This is a genomic window from Streptomyces sp. NPDC091287 (assembly GCF_044768525.1).
Taxonomy (GTDB): domain Bacteria; phylum Actinomycetota; class Actinomycetes; order Streptomycetales; family Streptomycetaceae; genus Streptomyces.
In genome coordinates, this window is record NZ_JBIVUV010000002.1 from 73,096 (window position 1) to 97,057 (window position 23,962).

At 72.4% G+C, this 23,962-nt stretch carries 20 protein-coding genes and 1 pseudogene; 11 read left to right on the forward strand and 10 right to left on the reverse strand.

Annotated features, from left to right (window positions below; all coding sequences use genetic code 11):
* Positions 1 to 5 precede the first annotated feature (5 nt).
* The 4 genes from ACIQRW_RS03125 to ACIQRW_RS03140 all read right to left on the reverse strand — a co-directional run bounded on the left by ACIQRW_RS03125 (position 6) and on the right by ACIQRW_RS03140 (position 4,084).
* Positions 6 to 1,481 (reverse strand): GntP family permease, encoded by a 1,476-nt coding sequence (locus ACIQRW_RS03125; RefSeq protein ID WP_403754391.1) that lies wholly within the window; start codon positions 1,479 to 1,481, stop codon positions 6 to 8.
* A gap of 246 nt (positions 1,482 to 1,727) precedes the next feature.
* Positions 1,728 to 2,138 (reverse strand): RidA family protein, encoded by a 411-nt coding sequence (locus tag ACIQRW_RS03130; protein ID WP_018490109.1) that lies wholly within the window; start codon positions 2,136 to 2,138, stop codon positions 1,728 to 1,730.
* A gap of 6 nt (positions 2,139 to 2,144) precedes the next feature.
* The gene (locus ACIQRW_RS03135; RefSeq protein WP_007460289.1) at positions 2,145 to 2,903 is read right to left on the reverse strand and encodes an IclR family transcriptional regulator; all 759 of its coding nucleotides are present in this window, start codon (positions 2,901 to 2,903) and stop codon (positions 2,145 to 2,147) included.
* Positions 2,900 to 4,084, reverse strand: coding sequence for a sugar kinase (locus ACIQRW_RS03140; protein WP_403753627.1), 1,185 nt, complete (start codon positions 4,082 to 4,084; stop codon positions 2,900 to 2,902). The genes ACIQRW_RS03135 and ACIQRW_RS03140 overlap by 4 nt, the downstream gene beginning before the upstream one ends.
* A gap of 134 nt (positions 4,085 to 4,218) precedes the next feature.
* Here ACIQRW_RS03140 and ACIQRW_RS03145 point away from each other — a divergent pair, with 134 nt between their 5' ends.
* Positions 4,219 to 5,556 (forward strand): alanine racemase, encoded by a 1,338-nt coding sequence (locus tag ACIQRW_RS03145; RefSeq protein ID WP_403753630.1) that lies wholly within the window; start codon positions 4,219 to 4,221, stop codon positions 5,554 to 5,556.
* A 51-nt stretch (positions 5,557 to 5,607) separates the two neighbouring features.
* Positions 5,608 to 7,239, forward strand: coding sequence for an amidohydrolase family protein (locus ACIQRW_RS03150; RefSeq protein ID WP_403753633.1), 1,632 nt, complete (start codon positions 5,608 to 5,610; stop codon positions 7,237 to 7,239).
* A 16-nt stretch (positions 7,240 to 7,255) separates the two neighbouring features.
* Here the strand turns inward: ACIQRW_RS03150 and ACIQRW_RS03155 are convergent, their stop codons facing one another.
* Positions 7,256 to 8,104 (reverse strand): siderophore-interacting protein, encoded by an 849-nt coding sequence (locus ACIQRW_RS03155; protein WP_403753636.1) that lies wholly within the window; start codon positions 8,102 to 8,104, stop codon positions 7,256 to 7,258.
* An 85-nt stretch (positions 8,105 to 8,189) separates the two neighbouring features.
* On the opposite strand from ACIQRW_RS03155, the gene ACIQRW_RS03160 reads away from it, so the two are divergent.
* On the forward strand, positions 8,190 to 9,116 hold the full coding sequence (locus ACIQRW_RS03160; RefSeq protein ID WP_403753638.1) for a TetR/AcrR family transcriptional regulator: 927 nt from the start codon (positions 8,190 to 8,192) through the stop codon (positions 9,114 to 9,116).
* Here ACIQRW_RS03160 and ACIQRW_RS03165 read toward each other — a convergent pair.
* The 3 genes from ACIQRW_RS03165 to ACIQRW_RS03175 form a co-directional block, all read right to left on the reverse strand.
* Positions 9,023 to 9,883, reverse strand: coding sequence for a serine protease (locus ACIQRW_RS03165; RefSeq protein ID WP_403753640.1), 861 nt, complete (start codon positions 9,881 to 9,883; stop codon positions 9,023 to 9,025). The two genes, ACIQRW_RS03160 and ACIQRW_RS03165, sit on opposite strands and share 94 nt — an antisense overlap.
* Before the next feature lie 135 nt (positions 9,884 to 10,018).
* Positions 10,019 to 10,453 carry a winged helix-turn-helix transcriptional regulator gene (locus tag ACIQRW_RS03170; protein ID WP_403753643.1) on the reverse strand — a complete coding sequence of 145 codons (435 nt, stop codon included), beginning with the start codon at positions 10,451 to 10,453 and terminating at the stop codon, positions 10,019 to 10,021.
* Between the two features lie 134 nt (positions 10,454 to 10,587).
* Positions 10,588 to 10,935, reverse strand: coding sequence for a hypothetical protein (locus ACIQRW_RS03175; RefSeq protein ID WP_403754394.1), 348 nt, complete (start codon positions 10,933 to 10,935; stop codon positions 10,588 to 10,590).
* Positions 10,936 to 11,114: 179 nt separating this feature from the next.
* Between ACIQRW_RS03175 and ACIQRW_RS03180 the strand changes: the two genes are divergently transcribed.
* The 7 genes and pseudogenes from ACIQRW_RS03180 (at position 11,115) to ACIQRW_RS03210 (ending at position 18,827) form a co-directional block, all read left to right on the forward strand.
* Positions 11,115 to 11,927 carry an arylamine N-acetyltransferase gene (locus ACIQRW_RS03180; RefSeq protein ID WP_403753646.1) on the forward strand — a complete coding sequence of 271 codons (813 nt, stop codon included), beginning with the start codon at positions 11,115 to 11,117 and terminating at the stop codon, positions 11,925 to 11,927.
* Positions 11,928 to 12,270: 343 nt separating this feature from the next.
* Complete coding sequence (locus ACIQRW_RS03185) at positions 12,271 to 13,482, forward strand: pyridoxal phosphate-dependent aminotransferase (RefSeq protein ID WP_403753649.1); 1,212 nt, start codon at positions 12,271 to 12,273, stop codon at positions 13,480 to 13,482.
* Positions 13,483 to 13,583: 101 nt separating this feature from the next.
* The gene (locus ACIQRW_RS03190) at positions 13,584 to 13,982 is read left to right on the forward strand and encodes a hypothetical protein (protein ID WP_403753652.1); all 399 of its coding nucleotides are present in this window, start codon (positions 13,584 to 13,586) and stop codon (positions 13,980 to 13,982) included.
* Positions 13,983 to 14,140: 158 nt separating this feature from the next.
* Positions 14,141 to 15,229, forward strand: coding sequence for a hypothetical protein (locus ACIQRW_RS03195; RefSeq protein ID WP_403754397.1), 1,089 nt, complete (start codon positions 14,141 to 14,143; stop codon positions 15,227 to 15,229).
* Positions 15,230 to 15,295: 66 nt separating this feature from the next.
* Positions 15,296 to 16,531 (forward strand): toxic anion resistance protein, encoded by a 1,236-nt coding sequence (locus ACIQRW_RS03200; RefSeq protein ID WP_403753655.1) that lies wholly within the window; start codon positions 15,296 to 15,298, stop codon positions 16,529 to 16,531.
* Positions 16,528 to 18,148 (forward strand): annotated as a pseudogene (locus ACIQRW_RS03205) (substrate-binding domain-containing protein). The gene ACIQRW_RS03200 and the pseudogene ACIQRW_RS03205 overlap by 4 nt, the downstream one beginning before the upstream one ends.
* A 22-nt stretch (positions 18,149 to 18,170) precedes the next feature.
* Entirely contained in the window at positions 18,171 to 18,827 is a 657-nt protein-coding gene (locus ACIQRW_RS03210) for a hypothetical protein (RefSeq protein WP_403753659.1), read from the forward strand.
* Between the two features lie 157 nt (positions 18,828 to 18,984).
* Here the strand turns inward: ACIQRW_RS03210 and ACIQRW_RS03215 are convergent, their stop codons facing one another.
* Positions 18,985 to 20,811 carry a phosphoenolpyruvate carboxykinase (GTP) gene (locus tag ACIQRW_RS03215; RefSeq protein ID WP_403753662.1) on the reverse strand — a complete coding sequence of 609 codons (1,827 nt, stop codon included), beginning with the start codon at positions 20,809 to 20,811 and terminating at the stop codon, positions 18,985 to 18,987.
* A 223-nt stretch (positions 20,812 to 21,034) separates the two neighbouring features.
* Here ACIQRW_RS03215 and ACIQRW_RS03220 point away from each other — a divergent pair, with 223 nt between their 5' ends.
* The gene (locus ACIQRW_RS03220; RefSeq protein ID WP_403753665.1) at positions 21,035 to 21,727 is read left to right on the forward strand and encodes a hemolysin III family protein; all 693 of its coding nucleotides are present in this window, start codon (positions 21,035 to 21,037) and stop codon (positions 21,725 to 21,727) included.
* A 69-nt stretch (positions 21,728 to 21,796) separates the two neighbouring features.
* Here ACIQRW_RS03220 and ACIQRW_RS03225 read toward each other — a convergent pair whose 3' ends face one another.
* Positions 21,797 to 23,818, reverse strand: coding sequence for a thioredoxin domain-containing protein (locus tag ACIQRW_RS03225; protein ID WP_403753667.1), 2,022 nt, complete (start codon positions 23,816 to 23,818; stop codon positions 21,797 to 21,799).
* Positions 23,819 to 23,962 lie beyond the last annotated feature (144 nt).

Below are 23,962 nucleotides of genomic sequence, written 5' to 3' on the forward strand. Positions count from 1 at the left end.
AGCTTTCAGATGACCAGGCTGAGCAGCGCCGCGACGACGAAGCCCGCGACCGAGAGCACCGTCTCCAGGACGGTCCAGGACTTCAGGGTGTCGCGCTCGCTGATGCCGAAGTACTTCGACACCATCCAGAAGCCGCCGTCGTTCACGTGCGAGGCGAAGATCGAGCCCGCCGAGATCGCCATGATGATCAGCGCGAGGTGGGCCTGGGACAGGTCCTGGCCCTCGACCAGCGGGACCACGATGCCGGCCGTCGTGACGATCGCGACGGTGGCCGAGCCCTGGGCGACGCGCAGGACGACCGAGATCAGCCAGGCGAGCAGGATGACCGGCAGGCCGACGTCGTTGAAGGTGTCGGCCAGCGCGTCCGCGATGCCGCTGCCCTTGAGGACCGCGCCGAAGATGCCGCCCGCGCCGACCACCAGCAGGATGTTGCCGACGGGCTTGAGCGAGGACGTGGAGACCGATTCCAGGGACTTGCGGGACCAGCCGCGCCGGATGCCCAGCAGGTAGTACGCGAGGAACAGGGCGATCGTCAGGGCGACGAACGGGTTGCCGAAGAACTCGACGACCGAGCGGAGCGTGGAGGGGTCCAGGGCGATGGAGGAGAACGTCGCGGCGAGGATCAGGATCAGCGGGGTGCCGATGATCGCGAGGACCGTACCGAGCGGGACCGGCTTCTCGTGCGGGGTGACCCCGGCGGCGCGCTGTTCGGCGGCGACGGCGGCCTTGGCCTCCTCGGCGGCCTCCACCATGTCCTGCGGGACGTCGACGAAGATCCGCTTGCCGATCCAGGCGGCGTACGCCCAGGCGGCGATGACCGACGGGATGCCGACGACGACGCCCATCAGGATGACCCAGCCGAGCGAGACGTTGAAGAGTCCGGCGGCGGCCACCGGACCCGGGTGCGGCGGCAGGAACGCATGGGTCATCGACAGGCCCGCCAGCAGCGGCATCGCGTAGAGCAGGATCGATTTTCCGGAGCGCTTGGCGGCGGCGTACACGATCGGTGCGAGGACGAAGATGCCGACGTCGAAGAAGACCGGGATGCCGAAGACGAGGCCCGTCATTCCCATGGCGAGCGGGGCGCGCTTCTCGCCGAAGGCGTTCAGCAGGCGCGTGCTCAACACCTCTGCTCCGCCGGACACTTCGAGGATCGCGCCGAGCATGGTGCCGAGCCCGATGATGATCGCGACATGGCCGAGGATGCCGCCCATGCCGGACTCGATGACCGAGACGGCGGCGGATTTCTGCACGGTGCCGAAGAGTTCGGTGACCGAGAGCCCGGCGCCGAGGCCGACGGCTATGGAGACCGCGAGCAGGGCGACGAACGGCTGGAGTCTGACCTTGATGATCAGGAAGAGCAGGAGGGCGATGCCGAGGGCGGCGACGGTCAGCAGACCGGCGGTGCCGTCGATCAGGAGGAGCAGGCCACCGGTGTGCGGTGGTGCCTCGACCGGCGGCGGGGTGGCGGCGAGCAGCATGGGGACTCCGGTGGTGCTGGAGGGCAGGGGGGAGCGCGGCACGGCGCCCCCGGGGAGCGGGGCGCCGTGCCGTACGGCGAGCTGGAGCGGTCCTGCGGGTGGGGTGAAGCGATCAGCGGGGGCCTGCGATCAGGGGGACGGGGGTCGGCGGGCCGAGGGGGGCGGCGCGGCCGGGTGGTCAACTGACGGGGGTGGCCAGCGGGCCGGGATGGTCACCTGACCAAGGTGGTCAGCGGGCCCGGGTGGTCAGCTGAGCACCGCGAGGGCGTCGATCTCGATGAGTAGACCCTTGGGCAGACCGACGTAGACCGTCGTGCGGGCCGAGGGGGCCTCCTTGAGGTTCTGCTCGGCGAAGTACGTGTTGTAGATCTCGTTCATCTCCGCGAAGTGGTCCACGTCCGTGAGGTAGACGCGCATCATCATCACGTCGTCCCAGCTCGCGCCGCCCTCCTCCAGGATCGCCTTGACGTTGGCGAAGGTCTGGAGGGTCTGCTCGCGGAGCGTGGGACCGGCCGGCGTCGGGGCCTGGCCCTCCACGGCGGGGAGGAAGCCGACCTGGCCGGCGACCTGGAGGATGTTCCCCTTCTTCACGCCGTGCGAGAACTTCGCGGGCGGCGCGGTGTGGGTGGAGGGGGTGAGGGCGGTCTTCTCGGTCATGGCTGATCAGGCTTTCTTGGGTCGGGTGGTGCCGGAGTACTCCCGGCTGATGGTCTCGGCGGTGCGCCGGACCAGCGGGAGCAGGGTGAGGAGTTCCTCGGCCGTGACGACCACATTGGGTGCGGACACCGACATGGCCGCGACGACCCGCCCGTCCGCGCCGCGAATGGGGGCGCCGATGCAGTTGATGGACTCCTCGTGGCCACCGAGGTCGGTGGCCCATCCCTGTTCGCGGACGACGGCGAGCTCCTTGAGGAACGCGGCGGCGTTGGGCGTCGAACGGGATGTGTACATGGGGTAGTCGAGCTTCTCGGCGATGACGCGCCGCTCGGGCTCGGTGAGGTCGGCCAGCAGCAGCTTGGCCACGGCCGCGACGGTGATCGCGACGGGCTTGCCGATCCGTGAGTACATCCGGACCGGGTAGCGGCTCTCGACCTTGTCGATGTAGAGGACTTCCTGCTCCTCGTACACGGCGAGGTGGACGGTGTGCCCGCACCGGTCGTTCAGCGCGACCAGGTGGGAGTGGGCGATCTCGCGTACGTCGAGGTTCTCGACGGCCTCCTGCGCGAGCGCGAAGAGCCGGGCGCCGAGGCGGTAGCGCTGGTCCTCCTGGCGGTAGACGAGGCCGTGCTCGTGGAGCGTACGCAGCAGACGCAGCGCCGTGGACTTGTGGACGCCGAGCCGCTCGGCGACCTGGCCGAGGTCGGCGGGTCCCTGGGCGAGCAGCGGCAGGATGCTCAGTGCCCGGTCGACGGTCTGGCTCATGGTGTGCGTACCTCCTCGGGGGCCCGGTCGGCTGCGGTCCAGCCGGGGCCGAGACGAAGTCTCCCCCAGGCGTCGTCGTCGAGGGCCGCGAGGCGGTCGGCGTGGTCGCGGGCGGGCGGGTCGGTGAGGTCGCCGGGGACGGTGAGGACGGCGGCGGCCATGAGGTGCCCGTGCCGGACCCGGTCCCGCACGGGCAGCCCGCGCAGGGTGGCGGAGAGGAACCCGGCGGCGAACGCGTCTCCCGCTCCGACGGCGGCCACGACGTCGACACGGAGGGCGGGGACGAGAGTGACGGTGTCGGGGTCACACCCAGCCCCTCCGGCACCCGACGATCCGGCTCCGGCGGCGCTTTCAGCCTCTCCGCCCTCCGTGGAGCGCGAGGCCGGGGCGTTCTCAGCCCCTCCGGCGTTTGAGGAGCGGGGTCCGGGGCGGGGCCCCGAGAACACCGTCGCGCCCGCGCTCCCCCGCTTCACGACGACCACGGCCGGCTCCGGCAGCGCCGCCCGGATCGCCTCGGCGCCGACGATCCCCCACGCCTCCTCCGCCTCGTCCTCCCCCACGAACACCAGGTCGCAGCGGCGGGCCAGCTCCAGCAGCACGGACGCGTCCGCGTCGCCGCCCCGCCACAGATGCGGCCGGTGGTTCACGTCGAACGACACCAGCGGGCGCCCCGGCCGCGCGGCCGTCAGGTCCCGCAGCAGCGCCAGGCAGTCGGCGGACAGCGCGGCCGTGATCCCGGACAGGTGCAGGATGCGGCCCGCGAGGAGGTCCTCGTACGGCACGTTGTCCGGGGACATCGCGGAGGCGGCGGACCCGGCCCGGTAGTAGGCCACCTCATGGGCGTCGGTCCCGCGATCCGTGGCCGTGCGGAAGTAGATGCCGGTTGGGCGGACCGGATCCCGGCGGACGGCCGAGGTGTCGACCCCGTACGACGCGATCGTCTCGACGAGGTGGTCGCCGAAGCCGTCCGCGCCGACCCGGCCGACCCAGGCCGCCCGGTGCCCGGCGGCGGCGAGCGCGCAGGCCACGTTGGACTCGGCGCCGCCGATCCCGCGCCCGAAGGAGGGCACGTCGGCGAGGCGGCCGGGCTGCGAGGGCAGGAACGTCACCATGGACTCACCGAGACAGACGACATCGGTGCTCGCGGCGGCGTCGGCCGTCCCTGCTGCGGGTCCGGGCACTGGAGGGCTCCTCGCTGATCGGCGTGCGGGCCGGTGGTCACCATTGACCGGGCATCGGCTCGGATGTTAGACAGCGTTGAGCGATATACGCAATGGGTGTTGCATATGTTGCAACGAACTTCGAGGAGCTCCCCTTGACAGCCGAACGCCCCACCGGCCACACCGCCGCCCCCGCGCCTTCCGCCCCCGGCGCCTCCCCCGCGTCCCTGGCGTCCGGCCTCGCCGACGAACGCGTCGACCACCGCTTCAAGGCCCTGCCGCCGGACGCGGAGGGCCTGACCGTCGGGGCGCTGGCCGCCGAGCGGCGCAACCTCTTCACCGGCGGGTTCACCACCCCCGTCCTCGCCCTCTCCGCCGAGTCGGTGGCCCACAACCTCGACCTCCTGGAGACGTACGCCGAGCGCCACGGCCTCGCGTTCGCCCCGCACGGCAAGACGTCCATGTCCCCGCAGCTCTTCGTGGACCAGCTGAAGCGCGGCGCGTGGGGCATCACGGCCGCCGTGCCGCACCAGGCGCGGGTCTACCGGGCGTACGAGATCGGGCGGATCTTCCTCGCCAACGAGCTGGTCGACGCCGTCGCCCTGCGCTGGCTGGCCGGCGAGATGAGCGCCGACCCGGAGTTCCGCTTCGTCTGTTACGTCGACTCCGTGCGCGGCGTCGAGCTGATGGACGAGGCCCTCGGCGCGGCGGGCGCCACCCGCCCGGTCGACGTGGTCGTGGAGCTGGGCGCGGGCGAGGGCGCGCGCACCGGGGCCCGCACGGAGGCCGACTGCGCGGCGGTGGCCGACGCGGTGGCGGCGGCCGGTTCGCTGCGGCTGGTGGGCGTCGCCGGGTACGAGGGCGAGGTGCCGGACGCCGACCCGGAGCGCGTACGGGAGTGGCTGCGGCGGCTCGTCGGGCTCGCGGCCGACTTCGACGCGGCCGGCCGGTTCTCCGGCGCCGAGGAGATCGTCGTCAGCGCGGGCGGCAGCGCCTGGTTCGACGCGGTCGCGGACGTCTTCGCGGAGATCCCCGAACTCAGCCTGCCGGTGCTGAAGTTGCTGCGCTCGGGGGCGTACGTCTCGCACGACGACGGGCACTACAAGCACCTCACCCCGTTCAACCGCGTCCCCGAGGAGGGCGCGCTGGAGCCCGCCTTCCGCCTCTGGGCGCAGGTCGTCTCCCGCCCCTCCGGCGAGCAGGCGTTCCTGAACGCGGGCAAGCGGGACGCGGCGTACGACCTCGATCTGCCCGAGGCGCAGGTGGTCCGCTCCGGCCGGGACGGCTCGGTCCGGCCCGCCACCGGGGTCACGGTCACCGGCCTCTCCGACCAGCACACCTGGGTGCGCACGGAGGCGGGCACGGAGCTGGAGGTGGGCGACTGGGTCGGCATGGGTCTCTCGCACCCCTGCACCAGTTTCGACAAGTGGCAGCTGATCCCGCTGGTCACGGCGGACGGCACGGTCACCGACTACATCCGCACGTTCTTCTAGAGCCGCGGGCCCGAGACATCCCTGCCCCCTCCCCGATCGGAAAGGCGACCCATGGACCTGGTCCTGCGTGACGCGCTCGTCGTCGACGGCACCGGCGCCCCCTCCTACCGCGCCGATGTGGCCCTCGACGGCGGCCACATAGCCGAGATCCACCCCGAGGGATCCCCCGGCCCCCGCCCCTCCGCCACCCGGACCGTGGACGCGGACGGCCTCGCGCTCGCCCCCGGCTTCATCGACATGCACGCCCACAGCGACCTGGCGCTGCTGCGCGACCCCGACCACAGCGCGAAGGCCGCACAGGGCGTCACCCTGGAGGTGCTGGGCCAGGACGGGCTGTCGTACGCCCCGGCCGACGACCGCACCCTCGCCGAGGTCCGGCGCTCCATCACCGGCTGGAACGGCGACGGGAGCGACATCGACTTCGACTGGCGGACCGTCGGCGGCTATCTGGACCGCCTCGACCGGAACTTCGGCGGCCAGGGCATCGCGGTCAACGCCGCCTACCTCATCCCGCAGGGCACGGTCCGGATGTACGCGGTGGGCTGGGACGACCGGCCCGCCACCGACGCCGAACTGGCCCGGATGAAGGAGCTGGTGGACCAGGGCATGCGGGAAGGCGCGGTCGGCATGTCCTCGGGCCTCACCTACACGCCCGGGATGTACGCGGACGACGCCGAACTCACCGAGCTGTGCCGGGTGGTGGCCCGCCACGGCGGCTACTACTGCCCGCACCACCGCAGTTACGGGGCCGGCGCGTTGGAGGCGTACGAGGAGATGGTGCAGCTCACCCGGACCGCCGGGTGCGCCCTGCATCTCGCCCACGCCACGATGAACTTCGGTGTGAACAAGGGCAGGGCGCCGGATCTCCTCGCCCTGCTCGACGGGGCGCTCGCCGCCGGGGCCGACATCTCGCTCGACACCTACCCGTACACCCCGGGCTGCACCACCCTGGTGGCCATGCTGCCGAGTTGGGTGAGCGAGGGCGGGCCGGACGCGATCCTCGCCCGGCTCGCGGACGCGGAGAGCGCGGAGCGGATCCGGCACCACCTGGAGGTGCTGGGCTCGGACGGCTGCCACGGCGTGCCGATCGAGTGGGACACCATCGAGATCTCCGGCGTCGGCGCACCGCACCTGGCCGAGTACGTGGGGCGCACGGTGGCGGAGTCGGCGGCGCTGCGGGGCGAGGAGCCCTGGGTGACCGCAGAGCGGCTGCTCACCGAGGACCGGCTCGGGACGACGATCCTCCAGCACGTGGGCCATGAGGAGAACGTCCAGCAGATCATGCGGCACCCGGTGCACACCGGAGGCAGCGACGGCATCCTCCAGGGCGACAAGCCGCACCCCCGGGCGTACGGCACGTTCCCGCAGTATCTCGGCCGGTACGTCCGGGAGTTGGGCATCCTCTCGCTGGAGGAGTGCGTCGCCCATCTGACCTCGCGCCCGGCCGCCCGGCTGCGGCTCGCGGACCGGGGCCTGGTGCGCGAGGGCTACCGGGCGGACCTGGTGCTGTTCGACCCGGAGACGGTGGCGGCGGGCTCCACGTTCGAGGAGCCGCGCGTGCTCCCGGTCGGCGTCCCGCATGTGCTGATCGACGGCCGGTTCGTCATCGAGGACGGCAGGCGGACCTCGGTGCTGGCGGGCCGGGCGGTCCGGGGAGCGGGGTCCGGGGCGGGGGCCGTCTGAGGGCTCTTCGCGAAGTCTACGAAGCGTCCGCCGCGCGTTCCGCCGCCCAGGCGAGGTCCTCCTCGGTGGGGGCGTCGTCCTGGGTGAGCGCGCGGCGCCAGTAGCCGCTGAACTCGACGGCGGCCTTGGGCAGTCGGCGCTCCTCCACCAGATGGCGGCGGAGCGCCCGGACGGCGGAGGACTCGCCCGCCACCCAGGCCGCGTCCACCCCGTCGAGCCCCGGTCCCGCCTTCCGCACCGCCGCCACCAGGGAGCCGCCCCGGTCCCGGTGCACCCACCGGACCTCGGACCCACCGGCGGCGGACGGCAGCTCCCGCTCCTCCCCCGCGCCCGCCACCTCGGCGAAGACCACGGCCCCGGTTCCGGCGGGCAGCGCCTCCAGCACCGTGGCGATCGCCGGGAGCGCCGTCTCGTCCCCGGCGAGGAGCATCCGCCGGGCGGCGGGCAGCGGGCGGGCGTAGAGGGAGGACGGGCCGACCATGCCGAGGACGTCACCGGCCCGGGCCGCCGCACCCCAGCGGGAGGCGGGGCCGCCGTCGCCGTGGAGCACGAAGTCCACGGTCATCACGTTGCGTTCGCGGTCGTAGGAGCGGACGGTGAAACTGCGCATCCAGGGCCGCTCCGCCTCCGGAATCGCGAGGAACGCCTCGTACCAGCGCATGCCGTACGGGTCGTCCGCGCCCTGCTCCGGCAGCCGCGGCACGGTCTGCCCGGCGCGCGGCAGGCAGAGCTTCAGCTGCTGGTCGGGGCGGTCCTCCAGCAGGCCGGGCAGTTCTTCGGCGGTGAAGCCGATCCTGGCCGTCCCGGGGGTGATCCGATCGACGTCCGTGACCCGCACACAGGTGACCGGCAGTGCCTGGCTCATCGTGCCCGACCTCTCTCCCACGCTGATACCTTACGGCGTAATGGATTACCCGCCGGACGTTAGTTTACGCCGTAAGGAGTCGCAAGTGGTGGTCTTCGCCGGGCAGGGCGACCCGCGCCGTTCCCTCTCCCTCCTGTGGCGCGCGGACACCCCGCCCCCCACGCGCGGCGGCCCGGGCCCCAAGCCCCGGTTGAGCGTCGACGCGATCGTGACGGCCGCCGTGGCGCTCGCGGACGAGGAGGGGATGGGGGCCCTGTCGATGCGCGCGGTCGGCGACCGGCTCGGGCGCACGGCGATGGCGCTCTACACCTACGTCCCCGGCAAGAGCGAGCTGCTGGACCTGATGTACGACGCCGTCCACGCCGAACTCCCCGCCGCCCGGCCGGAGCCGGCCGACTGGCGGGCGGCGCTCACCGCCTGGGCCGGGGAGATCCTGGAGTTCTACGTCCGGCACCCCTGGGTGCTCCAGGTCTCTCAGGCGCGTCCGGTACTGGGGCCGCACGAGTACGCGGGCCTGGACACGCTGGTCGGCCTGTTGCGGGCGACCGGTCTTGAGGCGGGGTCGCTTCGGCGGCTGGTCGGGACCCTGTACCCGTATCTACGGGGGTCGGCGCAGGTGGTGGCCGACGCACGGCTGGCCGCGGCGGCGACCGGGAGTTCCGACGAGGAGTGGTGGGCGGCGCGCTCGGCGGCCCTGATGGAGCTGGTCCCCGACTTCGCGGAGCGCTTCCCCGCCGTGAGCCGGCTGGAGGCGGACGGGCCGGTGGAGCCGTACCCGGGCACGGGAGAGGGCGCGGAGGCCATGCCGTATCCGGAGCGGGAGGCCCGGGAGGCGTTCCGGGTGGGGCTCGGGGTGCTGCTGGACGGGATCGAGGCGGCGCGCGCCGGAATCACCGTTGGCCACTGCCGTTGCTCCGGTTACGGCTTGGGCAGCGCGCAGCCCTCACGAGTGAGGTCGATCGTGCTGCCGGCCCCGATGCACGGGACCATGTTGTACGTCTGCTGGGCGTAGTTGATGCCCTCGCGGACGGTCACCTCGCCGTTCTCGTCGACCTCGCACGGGTTGTTGTCCGTGCACTCCTGGCCGCTCTCGTTACCGGTGTTGTTGACGGCGACCACCTTGCCGGTGGCGTCGTCGATCACCGGCGAGCCGGACGTACCCCCGATGGTCTGGCACTCCGGGGTGTAGCGGACCGAGTCCTTCCAGGTCCACCGGCCCTCCTTGAGCTGGTGGACGAAGCCGTCGATGTCGCAGCTGTAGGTGCGCTTCCAGTAGCCGGAGGCGACCGTGATGGCGGTGCCCGCCGTCGGGTGGGCGGTCTCCAGCTCCAGCGCCCGGATGCCGTAGCTGTCCTCGATCTGCTGGTAGGTGCTGGTGAGTTCGTAGAGCGAGAGATCGGTGTCGGTCATGGTGCCGTACGCGATCTTGCTCGCCTTCAGGGTGCCGACACCACTGCCCGAGGCGTTGAGCAGGGTGAACGTCCGGGAGGACGGCTGGTCGACCACGACCTCGCCGGGGCCCGGGAAGCCGGACTCCATGCAGTGCCCGTTGGAGAGCACGAGGGCGGGGTCGGTGGGGGCGGCGTCGGGGCTACGGACGACGGAGCCCGAGCAGTTGCTGAGCGCGACGGTCCCGGCGAAGGTCACGGCCTTCGCGGCGGGGTCGGCCTTGGGCGCGGCTTCCTGTGTCTGCGGCGCGGGTGCGGCTGCGGCGACGGGCGCGGCACCCGCTCCCAGGAGCAGGGCAGCAAGAAACGCACCGACGAGAGGCTTGTTCATGTGGGGGGTCCCCTCCAGTGATGCCAAGGGCCGGAGATCTTCCGGCTTTTGACATGCGCATGTTGGCGCAGATGTCAGGCCATCACAAGGGGTCCCAGCACAAGGGGCCGGTTCCGGCCGCGACCGCGGCGGTCGCTATCTCAGCCCCACCACACCCTCGGGAGCGGCCCCGCAACAGGCCCCGGCGCCGACTCCGGCATCGACCGCGACACCGATTCCCGCATCGACTCCGGTCTCCTCCGCACCGCGACAGATGTGGTCGCGCCCCCACTGCCCCAGCGGCTCCAGCGCGGCGTTCAGCGAGAGGCCCAGCGGGGTGAGCGAATACTCCACGCGCGGCGGCACTTCGGCATACACCTCGCGGTGCACGATGCCGTCGTCCTCCAGCTCCCTGAGATGGGAGCTGAGCACCTTCTCGGTCACCCCGGTCACGGCCCGGCGCAGCTCACCGAAGCGGCAGGTCCGCTCGTTCAACGCCCACAGGATGAGCACCTTCCACTTGCCGCCGATCACGTCCATCGCCGCGTCGATCCCGCAGACGAAAGCCCCCGGCCTCCGTACGATCCGCATCGTCCGCCCTCCCCTGCTTGGTCGTCGGCCGCGAGGTAACCACCCACTTCACAGTGGGTACTTGTCGCCCCCCGGCACCTTCGACCAGCCTAAGCGGCACGTCCGACAACCATGCCGCTTCCGCCCAGCCCGCCTCAGGCTTCCGCCGCCTCCGCCGTCTCCGCCGCCTCCGCCTCCTTGGCGTACGTCACCGCTTGGAGCAGCGTCAGACCGGGTTCGGCCCGGCGCAGGACCTTGATGGCCTCCACCGAGTCCGCCGGGCCGTCGTGTCCGGCGGCGGTGAGCCGCTGTCGCACCCACCGGCCGCGCAGCTCCTCGTCCGGGCGCGCGGCGGCGTCCTCGGCCAGGACGAGGGCGCGCTCCAGGCCGGGGCGCTCGGAGTCCGTGGCGGCCTCCAGCGCACGCCGGAGCCCGGCGACGACATCGGGGGCGTCTCGGAGGACGTGTACGGCGAGGGGCTGGGGCTTCCGGAACATGCTCATATGACCACCGCTACCCGGCCCGGCCCGGCTCTCACCCGAGTTGAGCAGGATCTGAGCGAGCCGCACCTCCCGCCACCTGCGCGGACCGGGGTCTCGGTCCCGGGACCGAGGCCGTCCGTTCGCGCACTTAGGTCCACGGTCGGAGGCGCGCCCGCGCCCCGGATGCGTACGGTCGGCGTATGACTCTCGACCTCGACGCGTACTTCGCCCGCATCGGCTGGACCGGAAAGCCCCGCCCCACGCTGGAGGTTTTGCGGTCCCTGCACCGCGCCCACCTGATCGGCATCCCGTTCGAGAACCTGGAGGCCGTCCTCGGCTCCGCCCCGTCGCTGGCACTCGACGACCTGGAGGCGAAGCTCGTGCACGGCGGGCGCGGCGGCTACTGCTACGAGCACAACACCCTCTTCTCCGCCGCGCTGAGGCAGATCGGCTTCTCCGTGACGCCGCTGACGGCCCGAGTGGTGCTGGGCGCCGCGCCGGGCGACATCCGGCCCCGTACGCACATGCTGATGCGGGTGGACGTGACGGGCGAGCCGCACCCGTATCTGGCGGACGTCGGGTTCGGGGCGGCCGGCGCCCTGCTGGAGCCGATCGAGCTGGTGGAGGGCGCCGAGCTGTCCGACGTGCCGCGCCGCCACCGACTGGTCCACGCACCGCACCACGGTCCGTTGCCGCTGTGGGAGCTCCAGGCCGGCCGGGGCAGGTCGTGGGAGCCGCAGTACGACTTCACCCTGGACCCGTACGAGAAGCCTGACTACGAGGTGATCAACTGGTTCATCGCGACGCACCCGCGCTCACCGTTCCGGCAGGCGGTGTACGCGCAGCGCACCCGGATCGGCTCCCACCTCGCACTGTCGGGGCTCGACCTGGTGGAGACGGCCGACGACGGCACGATCCAGGAGCGGCGGCTGAAGGACGGCGACGAGGCGCTGCGTGTCCTGGCGGACGACTTCGGCATCCGCCTCCCGGAGGGCGTCCGGCTGCCGGAGTGACGCCCCCCGGCGGCCGGAACGGGCGCGTCGGTACACGTCGGCCGCGGTGACGGCTGGGGTGACAGCGGTGACGGCCGGAGTGAGGCGCCGGAACGGGTGCGCTGGCCCGGCCGGGCTCGGCACTGGGCTCCGGTACGGTCCCCCGCGTGGCGCATCTCACCCGTTCCGGCCGCCCACGCCCCGTTTCCAAGCCGCGACGCCGCCCCGACCGGGCGATCCCACGGCCCGGGGCGGCGGCGGGCATGGCGATGGAAGACGGGGCGGGGCGGGGAGGCGCCCCGGAGGGAGTACGCCGGGAGCAATCCCCGCGCACCTCGCGAAACGCCGCCGTAAGCTCGCGGACATGCAGGTCATCCAGTCCACGAAGCTCTCCAACGTCTGTTACGAGATCCGGGGTCCCGTGCTGGAGGAGGCGATGCGGCTGGAAGCGGCCGGTCAGCGCATCCTCAAGCTGAACACGGGCAACCCAGCCGCGTTCGGGTTCGAGTGCCCGCCGGAGATTCTCGAGGACATCCTGCGCAACGTCGCGGGCGCGCACGGTTACGGCGACGCGAAGGGCCTGCTGTCCGCGCGCCGCGCGGTGATGCAGCACTACCAGACCAAGGGCATCGACCTCGACGTCGAGGACATCTACCTGGGCAACGGCGTCTCCGAGCTGATCCAGATGTCGATGCAGGCGCTGCTGGACGACGGCGACGAGGTGCTCGTACCGGCTCCCGACTATCCGCTGTGGACCGCGTCGGTCTCGCTGGCGGGCGGGACGGCCGTGCACTACCGGTGCGACGAGCAGGCCGACTGGATGCCGGACCTCGCGGACATCGAGCGGAAGATCACCGACCGCACCAAGGCCCTGGTGATCATCAACCCGAACAATCCGACCGGTGCGGTGTACGACGACGAGATGCTGCGCGGTCTCACCGAGATCGCCCGGCGGCACAACCTGATCGTCTGCTCCGACGAGATCTACGACCGGATCCTCTACGACGGCGCGACCCACACCCCGACGGCGGCGCTGGCCCCGGATCTCCTGGTGCTGACCTTCAACGGGCTCTCCAAGAACTACCGGGTGGCCGGCTACCGCTCCGGCTGGATGGCCGTCTGCGGACCGAAGGCGCACGCCACCTCGTACATCGAGGGGCTGACGATCCTCGCCAACATGCGGCTCTGCGCCAACATGCCCTCGCAGCACGCGGTGGCCACCGCGCTCGGCGGGCGGCAGTCGATCCAGGACCTGGTGCTGCCGGGCGGCCGGATCCTGGAGCAGCGGGATGTGGCGTACGACCTGCTGACCTCGATCCCCGGGGTGACCTGTGTGAAGCCGAAGGGGGCGCTGTATCTCTTCCCCCGGCTCGACCCCAAGGTCTACAGGATCAAGGACGACCGGCAGATGGTGCTGGACCTGCTGCGGGCCGAGAAGATCATGGTCGTGCAGGGCACCGGCTTCAACTGGCCCGAGCCCGATCACTTCCGGATCGTCACCCTGCCGACGGTCGAGGACCTGACCGACGCGGTGACCCGGATCGGTACCTTCCTGGACGGTTACGGCCAGCCTTGAGGGGGCGTCCCGGCCTCCAGGAACACCCTCCTTCCGGATCAAGCACAACTTTAGACTCATTCCAATGTAGGATGGTTCCACGCACCATCGGGAGGCCATCCATGTACGAGCCGATCCGCAGCCCCTCGGTCCACACCCCGGCCGACGGAGCGGACTTTCCGCACCGCAGTCGCGAGGAGGAGCTGGACATCCAGCTCGCCGGGCACCTGGCCGCCCTCCTCGCGGTCACCGACGAGCTGGGCCTCACCACGGCGGGCGACCGGATCGCCGAGCAGGTGGCCCGGCTGCGCGGCGCCCCGCCCGCCCGGCACGCCGGCCTGACCGACGCCGCCCCCGCGGTCCTCCACCGCCGCGCCCACGCCCTCGCGGGCCGCGCCCTGCTGGTGGCTGCGTCCCGCGCCGACACGACCGTCGCCATCCTCTCCGCGATACGGATGGACGCCCACACGGCGGCCCTCGCCGACCCCGCCCTCTCCGGGCAGCTGGTCGGCGCCCCCTGACGGCCCCGGTCCGCGTGCCGTCGAGGCGCGCGGACCGGGTGCCACCGCCCTGCCGCGACGGGGCCGTTGCGTTCTGGGATGACCCCTTCATCTTCCGTCCACCCAACTCGGCCCGGAATGTGGGTTTCCGCGAGCACGCTGCGCAGGTGAGACGCATCGTGGGAATCGTCCTGGCGGTCGTGCTGATCGCCGGTGTGGCAGCGGCCGTCGCCCTGGGCCGCGACAGCGGGAACAGCGGCACCGCCGCGAAGACCGTGCGCGGGGTGATCGGGTCGGAGAAGGCCGAGTTCTTCGCCGACCCCGACACCGTGAAGGCGCTCGCGGCCAAGGGGTTCACCGTGCGAACGGAGACCTCCGGATCCTGGGCGATGGACCGACTGCCCCTGAAGGGCCACGACTTCGCCTTCCCCGGCTCCAAGGCCCCGGCCGATGAGCTGCGTCGGGGAGCCGATGCCCAGGGCGGACCGCTGCGACCGTTCTACTCGCCGCTCGTCGTGGTGGCCCACCGCAACGCTGCCGAGGTCCTCGCGGACAACGGGCTGGCCCGGCTGCGGGCCGCCGACGGGTCGAAGTTCACCACGCAGGGGACACTGCTCATGGGCCCCTACCTCGCGGCGGCCGAGGACGACCGGACCTGGCAGCAGCTCAAAGGGGCCTCCGGGCACGCCGAGTTGAGCGGCACGGTGTTCATCACGAGCACCGACCCCGTCACCTCCAACTCCGGCGCCCTCTACCTCGCCGCCGCCTCCTATGTCGCCGACGGCGGCCGGGTCGCCACGGACGCGAAGGCCGTGGAGCGCACCGCTCCCCTCATGCGCAAGCTCGTCCAGGTGCAGGGTGCGCAGCAGACGAGCAGCGACGCGCCGTTCCGCGACTTCATCAGCGGAGTGGGCAACCCCCTCGTGCTGGTCTACGAGTCGCAGGTGGCCTCCCTCCTGATGAGCAGTCAGCGGCAGGAGATCGGCGACCTCGTCATCCTCTACCCGGACACCACCGTGTCCAGCGACCACACCCTCGTACCGCTGACGGAGCACGGCCGCGAGCTCGGCGAGCTGCTCTCCACCGACCCCGGGCTGCGGAAGCTGGCGGTACGGCACGGCTTCCGGCCCCAGGGCGCGGCGGCCGAGTTCATCACCGCGACCGCGGACCACACCGCCTACATCGACCAGCGGCTGACCGGCGTACGCCAGGCGCCCGTGCCCACCGCGGAGGTGCTGCGCTCGATGGCACGGCGGGCCCGCGGCTGACGACGCCCGGCCCCGCGGCACGCCCTGTTCCCCGGAATCGCACCCGCAGCACAGGAGACCTCCACCATGCCTCAGAACGCCGGGCCCCCGAACGCCGGGCCTCAGGACCCTCGACAGCCGTACGACCCACCGACCACCCCGCTCGTGCTCACCCCGCCCGCACCCGTCACCCCCATCCGCGCCGAGCAGGCCGCCGGGCTCGTCCCGGTCGCGGAGTCCGTGCGCGCCGACCTGGTCCGGCGCGCCGAGGAGTACGTCGAGGGGCTCGCCGGGCTCGACGCCCGCTCCCCCGAATTCGGCGCCCGGGTCGGCGAGATCGCCGCGCTCGGGCAGGGCGACATCCGCGGCGCCGCCCAGCAGTCCAACCGGATGCTGGACCGCACCGTCCGGGCGCTCGCTTCCGGCGAGGGCGACGCCCCGGCCCGGGTGGGGTCCTCGCTGGTCGAGCTGCGCCGCACGGTGGAGGACCTCGATCCGCGCGACACCCCGGGGCGCGGGGCCCGCCGGCTGCTGTCCCGGCTGCCGGGCGGGCGCCGGCTGCGCGACCACGTCGCGAAGTACGCCTCCGCCAAGGGCACTCTCGACCGGATCGTCGGCTCGCTCCGCGGCGGCCAGGACGAACTGCGCCGCGACAACGCCGCGTTGCACACCGAGCGCACCCGCCTCTGGGAGTACATGGGCAAGCTCCAGGAGTACGCGGTGCTCACCGAGGCCCTCGACGGCGTGGTGGAACGGCGCGTCGCGGAGGCCGAGGCGGCGGGCGACCCGGTGCGGGCGGACGCGCTGCGGGCCGACGTCCTCTTTCCCGTGCGGCAGAAGCACCAGGACCTGCTGACCCAGATCGCGGTCTGCGCCCAGGGGTACCTGGCGATGGACGTCGTACGGCGCAACAACGACGAGCTGATCAAGGGCGTCGACCGGGCGGCCACCACCACCGTGGCCGCGCTGCGGATCGCGGTGATGCTCTCCTCGGCGCTGGAGAACCAGCGCCGGGTCACCGAGCAGGTGCAGGTGCTGCGCTCGACCACCGAGGACCTCATCCGGGGCAACGCGGAGATGCTCGCCACGCAGAGCGGGGAGATCCAGCGCATCGCGGCCGACCCCGCGGTCGGCGTCGAGACCCTGCGCACCGCGTTCGGGCAGATCTACGCGACGCTCGACGCCATCGACACGTACAAGGCGCGGGCGACCGGGGCCATGGCGGCCACCGTGGAGTCGCTCACCGCCGAACTCCAGGAGGCCGGGGCCCGGTTGGAACGCAACCGCGCGGCGGATCCGGAACTGGAGGGGGGCCGCTCATGAACAGCCGCCCGAGGAAGGGCCCCCTGGCCCGGCGCGCGTTCCTCCCGCTGCTGGCCGCGGCCCTGATCGCCCCGCTCGCCGCCTGCACGACGGACCGGGACGGCGGGCGGGACACCGGCCGGGGCGGCGACGACGGGCGGCCCCGCACGGGGACCGTCCGGGTGCTGGCCTCCAGCGAACTCAGCGACATGGAACCCCTGTTGGAGAAGGCCCGCGAGGTGACCGGGATCACCGTGCGGCCCACCTGGGCGGGCACGCTGGACGCCGTGGAGCGCCTGGCGTCCGGGAAGGCGGAACGGGGCGTTCGACGCGGTGTGGCTGTCGTCCAACGACTATCTGCGGCTCGACCCGGAGGCCGCCCGCCGGATCGCCTCCGAGACCCCGCTGATGGCCTCTCCGGTCGCCCTCGGGGTGCGGCCCGAGACCGTACGGCGGCTCGGCTGGGGTGCCGGGGCGGTCAGCTGGGCGCAGGTCCACCGGGCGGTCGCGGCCGGGGACCTGACGTACGGGATGACCGACCCGAGCCGCTCCAACTCCGGTTTCGCCGCGCTGATCTCGGTGGCGTCCGGGCTCTCCGGCGCACAGGCTGCGCTCACCGACGCCGATGTCCGCGAGGCCGGGCCGAAGCTGAAGGAGTTCTTCGCCGGGCAGCGGCTGACCTCCGGCTCCTCCGGCTGGCTGGCCTCGGCGTACGCCCGGCGCTCCACGGTGGACGCGCTGATCAACTACGAGTCGGTGCTGCTGTCCCTGAACCGGGACACCGGCGCCGGGCTGACGGTGATCCGCCCCCGCGACGGGGTGGTGACCGCCGACTACCCGCTGAGCGCCCTCACCGGGGCCACGCCCGACGCCCGGGACGCCGTGCGCACCCTGGCCGAGCACTTCCGGTCCACCGCCGTGCAGCGGGACATCACCGGGCGGACCCTGCGCCGGCCGGTCGTCGCCGGCGCGCGCCCCGCCGATCCGCTCTCCCCCGAGCAGCGCCGCGAACTGCCCTTCCCCGGTACGCGGTCGGTCGCGGACGGGCTGCTGTCCTCGTACGAGCACCGGCTGCGGCGGCCGTCGCGGACCGTGTACGTGCTGGACACCTCCGGGTCGATGAAGGGCGGGCGGCTGGAGCGGCTGAAGTCCGCGCTGAACGGGCTGACCGGCGACTTCCGTGAGCGTGAACAGGTCACGCTGCTGCCGTTCGGGTCCACCGTCAAACAGGTCCGCACGCACATTGTCGACCCGGCGGACCCGAAGGCGGGCCCCGCGGCGATCCGGGCGGACGCCGCGGCGCTGACGGCCGAGGGGGACACCGCGATCTACTCGTCGCTCGCCGCGGCCTACGACCACCTCGGCCCGGACACCGAATCCGCGTTCACCTCCGTCGTGCTGATGACGGACGGCGAGAACACGGCGGGCCGGTCGGCGGCGGAGTTCGCGGCGTTCTACCGGGCGCTGCCCGCCGCCCGGCAGGTCACCCCGGTGTTCCCGATCGTGTTCGGCGACTCCGACCGCTCGGAGCTGGAGTCGATCGCCTCACTGACCGGCGGCCGGCTCTTCGACGGGACGAAGGAGGAGGGTCCCGGTTCGCTGGACGGGGCGTTCGAGGAGATCCGTGGCTACCAGTAGGGGCCCGGGCGGAGGGAGATCCGTGGCGACGCGGGCCGTCGGCTATCTGGAGTCGGCCCGGAATCTGACCGGCGGCGCCGCGGCCCTCGGCGGTCTCGCGCTCACCTTCACCGGGCTCGCGGGGCCGTACTGGCCGGTGGTGGTCGGCGGGCTGTACGGGGCGGGCGCGCTGCTCGCCCCGCCGCCCCGGCCGCCCGCCCCCGCGTTCGAGGAGCCGTCGTCCCGGCTGGACGAACTGCGGGCCGACCTGGTGACCCTGCGGGCGTATCTGGACCGGGTCGATCTGCCGGCCGCCGCGACGGAACGGCTCGCCGCGCTGACCGGCCTGCTGGACGGGCTGCTCGCCCCCGGCTGGGCCTCGGAGGCGCTGGCGGACGATCCGGAGGGCGTGCACGTGGTGGCGCGGGCGGTGCGCCGGGACGTTCCGGAGTCCGTCGACGCGTATCTGCGGACCCGGTGGTGGACGCGGCTCGCGCCGGGCGCGCGGGCTCCGGAGGAGGAGCTGGAGCGGCAGGTGGCGCTGCTGCACGGGGAGGCGCAGGAGCTGGTGGACGGGTTGCGGGAGGCGGAGGAGCTGCGCCAGCGGTCCCACACGAAGTACCTGGAGGACCGGGGCGGGGGCGTGGGCGGTCTGCGGCGCACGCCCCCCGCGGAGAAGGAGCGGCCCCCGGAACCGTGAGGGGGTTCCGGGGGCCGGGAGGGTGTCCTTGGTCGGGGACAGGCCCTCCGGGGCTGTCGGCGAGGACAGGCCCCGTACCGCGGCGGGTCGTTCGGCCCCACAGGTCAGGGCGGATGTCCGACGGACCCGGCCGCGGGGTTCAGCGGGAGCGCCGGGCTCAGCCCAGGCGCTTCACCAGCGCGTGGTACTCATCCCACAGCTCCTTGGGCGTGTGGTCGCCGAAGGTGTTGAGGTGCTCGGGGACCAGGGCGGCCTCCTCGCGCCAGACCTTCTTGTCGACCGTGAGGAGGAAGTCGAGGTCGGCCTCGGAGAGGTCCAGGCCCTCGGTGTCGAGCGCGCCCTTGGCCGGCAGGATGCCGATCGGGGACTCGACGCCCTCGCCCTTGCCCTCCAGGCGCTCCACGATCCACTTCAGGACGCGGCTGTTCTCGCCGAAGCCGGGCCAGACGAACTTGCCCGCCTCGTTCTTGCGGAACCAGTTGACGTAGTAGATCTTCGGGAGCTTCGACTGGTCGGCCTTGTCGGCGCCCACCTTGACCCAGTGGTTCATGTAGTCGCCCATGTTGTAGCCGCAGAACGGCAGCATGGCGAACGGGTCGCGGCGCAGCTCGCCGACCTTGCCCTCGGCGGCGGCGGTCTTCTCGGAGGCGACGTTGGCTCCGAGGAAGACGCCGTGCTGCCAGTCGAAGGACTCGGTGACCAGCGGGACGGCGGAGGCGCGGCGACCGCCGAAGAGGATCGCGGAGATCGGCACGCCCTTGGGGTCCTCCCACTCGGGCGCGATGATCGGGCACTGTCCGGCGGGGACGGTGAAGCGGGCGTTGGGGTGGGCGGCGGGCGTGGAGGACTCGGGGGTCCAGTCGTTGCCCTTCCAGTCCGTGAGGTGCGCGGGCGCCTCCTCGGTCATGCCCTCCCACCAGACGTCGCCGTCGTCGGTGAGCGCGACGTTGGTGAAGACGGAGTTGCCCCACATGGTCTTCATGGCGTTGGCGTTGGTGTGCTCGCCGGTGCCGGGCGCGACGCCGAAGAAGCCGGCCTCGGGGTTGATCGCGTAGAGGCGGCCGTCCTCGCCGAACCGCATCCAGGCGATGTCGTCGCCGATGGTCTCCACGGTCCAGCCGGGGATCGTCGGCTCCAGCATGGCGAGGTTGGTCTTGCCGCAGGCCGAGGGGAACGCGGCCGCGACGTACTTGGACTCACCGCGCGGAGGCGTCAGCTTCAGGATGAGCATGTGCTCGGCGAGCCAACCCTCGTCGCGGGCCATGACGGACGCGATGCGCAGGGCGTAGCACTTCTTGCCGAGCAGGGCGTTGCCGCCGTAGCCGGAGCCGTACGACCAGATCTCGCGGTCCTCGGGGAAGTGCGAGATGTACTTGGTGGTGTTGCAGGGCCACGGAACGTCCTCCTGGCCCTCCTCCAGGGGAGCGCCCAGGGTGTGGACGGCCTTCACGAAGAAGCCGTCGGTGCCCAGCTCGTCCAGGACGGCCTGGCCCATGCGGGTCATGGTGCGCATGGAGACGGCGACGTACGCGGAGTCGGTGATCTCGACGCCGATCGCGGAGAGCGGCGAGCCGACGGGCCCCATGCAGAAGGGCACGACGTACATGGTGCGACCGCGCATGGACCCACGGAACACACCGTCCGCACCGGTGAAGATGGCCCGCATCTCGGCGGGGTCCTTCCAGTGATTGGTCGGACCCGCGTCCTTCTCCTCCTTGGAGCAGATGAACGTACGGTCCTCGACGCGGGCGACATCGCTCGGGTCGGACGCGGCGTAGTACGAGTTCGGCCGCTTGATCCCGTCCAGCTTGGTGAACGTGCCCTTGGCCACGAGCTCCCCGCACAGGCGCTCGTACTCGGCCTCGGAGCCGTCGCACCAGACCACCCGGTCCGGCTGGGTGATCGCTGCGATCTCGTCGACCCAGGAGACCAGCTCCTGGTGGTGGGTGGGGACAGTGAGGGGAGCCGCGATGTCGCGCGCCACGATCGCTCCTAGTTGAGGGTGTCAGTTGTCTGAAGGCCCCGTGGGGGCTGCGACCCGGATGCTTCGTACCCTTCGAAATCCCCTGGCGCTCATCCGGTGCCGACTGCACTCATTTGATCATCCGACCGTTCCGCCCATATGTCCAGGGGGGCTCACACGTGAGCATCGCCACTCATTTGCGCCCCAAATCCACTACTTACGGTGGCGTAGGTAGCATGCGGATATGACTGACGCCGCCGCTAGCGCGCAGACCCCGGGCCCCGTCGTACTCGACCCCGTCCCCGCCAAACCGCGCATGCGCGGCTGGCTGCACGCCGGAATGTTCCCAGCGGTGGTGATCGCCGGGATCACCCTGATCGCCCTGACCGACAGCACGGTGGCCCGGATCGCCTGCGGCGTCTACGTCCTCAGCGCCTGTCTGCTGTTCGGCGTCAGCGCGGTCTACCACCGCGGCACCTGGGGGCCGCGGGGCGAGGCGGTGCTCCGCCGCCTGGACCACGCGAACATCTTCCTGATCATCGCGGGCACCTACACGCCGCTGACGCTGCTCCTGCTCCCCGAGTCCACCGCCCGGCCCCTGCTGTGGGCGGTCTGGGCGGCCGCGGCGGCGGGCATCGCCTTCCGGGTGTTCTGGGTCGGCGCGCCGCGCTGGCTCTACACCCCGTGCTACATCGCGATGGGCTGGGCGGCGGTCTTCTTCCTGCCCGACTTCATGCGGACCGGCGGCATCGCGGTCCTGGTCCTCGTCGTGGTCGGCGGGCTGCTGTACAGCGCGGGCGGCGTGATCTACGGGATCAAGAAGCCGAACCCGTCGCCGCGCTGGTTCGGCTTCCACGAGGTCTTCCACTCGCTGACGCTGGCGGCCTTCGTCACGCACTACGTGGGCATCTCGATGGTGGCGTACCAGCACGGATAGTCGGTACGCCGACGACCGAGGGGCCGGCCGCACGGGCTACCGGCCCCTCACCGCAGTCCACGACGGCGCTCAGCCCCCGAGCTTCCCCGCCAGCTCACCGGCATCGGTCGTCGGCGCGTCGCACACGAAGTGGCGGCAGACGTACGCGGTCGGCTCCCCGCCCACCGGCGGCCGGTCCACCAGCAGCGGGAACTCGGCCCCCGCCCCCGGGCCCTCGCCGGCCGCGACCACCGCGCCCGGGGCCCGCCCCAGCAGCGCCGTACGGTGCAGCTCCCCGCCGACGGGCCCGGCGACGGCGACCTCACGGGGCCCGTCCAGCAGCGCCTCGGCCACCGCGAGGCCCCAGCCGACGAACCGGGGCACGCGCGGCCCCAGCGCCTTCACCACACCGAGCGCACCCTCGGCAGCCGTCCGGTGGGCCTCGGACCCGGTGTACGCGGCGTACGAGAGCAGCGCACCGGCGGCTGCCGTCCACCCGGACGGGGTGGCGCTGTCGGTGGGGTCCTGGGGCCGGCGGATGAGCTGCTCGGCGTCGTGGGCGGTGTCGTAGAGCTGCCCGCCATCGCCGGTGAACTGCTCCAGCACGATGTCCAGCAGGAACCCGGCGAACTCCAGCCAGGCGCCCTCCCCGGTCACCGCCGCCAGGGCGAGGAAGCCCTCGGCGACGTCGCCGTAGTCCTCCAGCACCCCGGCGTTGTCGCCGGCACGCCCGTCCCTGGACGTGCGGGTCAGCCGGGCCACCTCGCCCAGATGCACCCGGACCAGCAGATCGGCGGCCTCGGTGGCCCGCTCCACCAGATCCGGCCGGTCGAAGTACGCTCCGGTCTCGGCGAGCGCGGCGATGGCGAGCCCGTTCCAGGCGGCGACCACCTTGTCGTCCAGCCCCGGGCGCGGCCGCTCCGCACGGGCCGCCAGCAGCCGGGCCCGTACGTCCGCGACCCGGGCGGCGTCCACGGGCCCCGCCTCCCCCGGCAGCCGGAGCACGGAGGACCCCTCCTCGAACGTCCCCTCCTCCGTCACCCCGAAGTACGCGGCGGCGAAGGCGGCGTCCTCCTCGCCCAGCACCTCACGGAGCTGGGCGGGCGTCCACACGTAGAAGGCGCCCTCGACGTGCTTGCCGTCGGCGTCCTCGCTGTCCGCGTCCAGCGCGGAGGCGAAGCCGCCCTCGGCGGTCCGCAGCTCCCGCACCATGAAGTCGGCGGTCTCCAGGGCGATCCGCCGGGCCTCGTCCGACCCGGTGGTACGCCACAGATGGGCGTACACGCGGCAGAGCAGCGCGTTGTCGTACAGCATCTTCTCGAAGTGCGGAACCACCCACTCCCGGTCCACGGAGTAGCGCGCGAAGCCCCCGCCGAGCTGGTCGTAGATCCCGCCCCGGGCCATCGCCGCACAGCTGTCGGCGGCCATCTGAAGCGCCCCCTCCGACCCCGTACGGGCGTAGTGCCGCAACAGGAACTCCACCACCATGGACGGCGGGAACTTGGGCGCGCCCCCGAACCCGCCGTGCTGTTCGTCGTACTCCCGGGTCAGCCCGAGCAGCGCCTGCGCGGTCTCCTGCTCCCCCGGCACCCCGTCACCACCGTGCACCAGCGAACGCCCCGCCAGATCCGCGACGATCCGCCCGGCGACCTCGGCGACCTCCTCCCGCCGGTCGGTCCAGGCGGCCGCCACACCTTCCAGGACCTGCTGGAAGGAGGGCGAGCCGTGCCGGGCCTCGGGCGGGAAGTAGGTCCCGAAGTAGAAGGGTTCGGCGTCCGCCGTGAGGAAGACGGTCATCGGCCACCCGCCGTGCCCGGTCGCCGCCTGGACGGCCTCCATGTAGACGGCGTCGACGTCGGGCCGCTCCTCCCGGTCGACCTTCACGGGCACGAAGTGCGCGTTGAGGTAGGCGGCGACGGTCTCGTCCTCGAACGACTCGTGCGCCATCACATGGCACCAGTGGCAGCTGGCGTACCCAACGCTGAGCAGCACGGGCACATCCCGCTCTCTGGCCGCCTCGAACGCCTCGGGCGACCAGGGCCACCAGTCGACGGGATTGTCGGCGTGCTGGAGGAGGTACGGGGACATGGCATCGGCCAGGCGGTTCACCATGCGGGCAGTATCGCAGCACCGGCCGCGGGAACCCCGAAACCCGAACGCACTGGCGGAGTCAGTTCCAACCGGTCGGCCCGCGAAGCCCCATCACCCGCACCGGGACTGCGGAGTCGAGCGCGACAGCAAGCACCACACACCCCT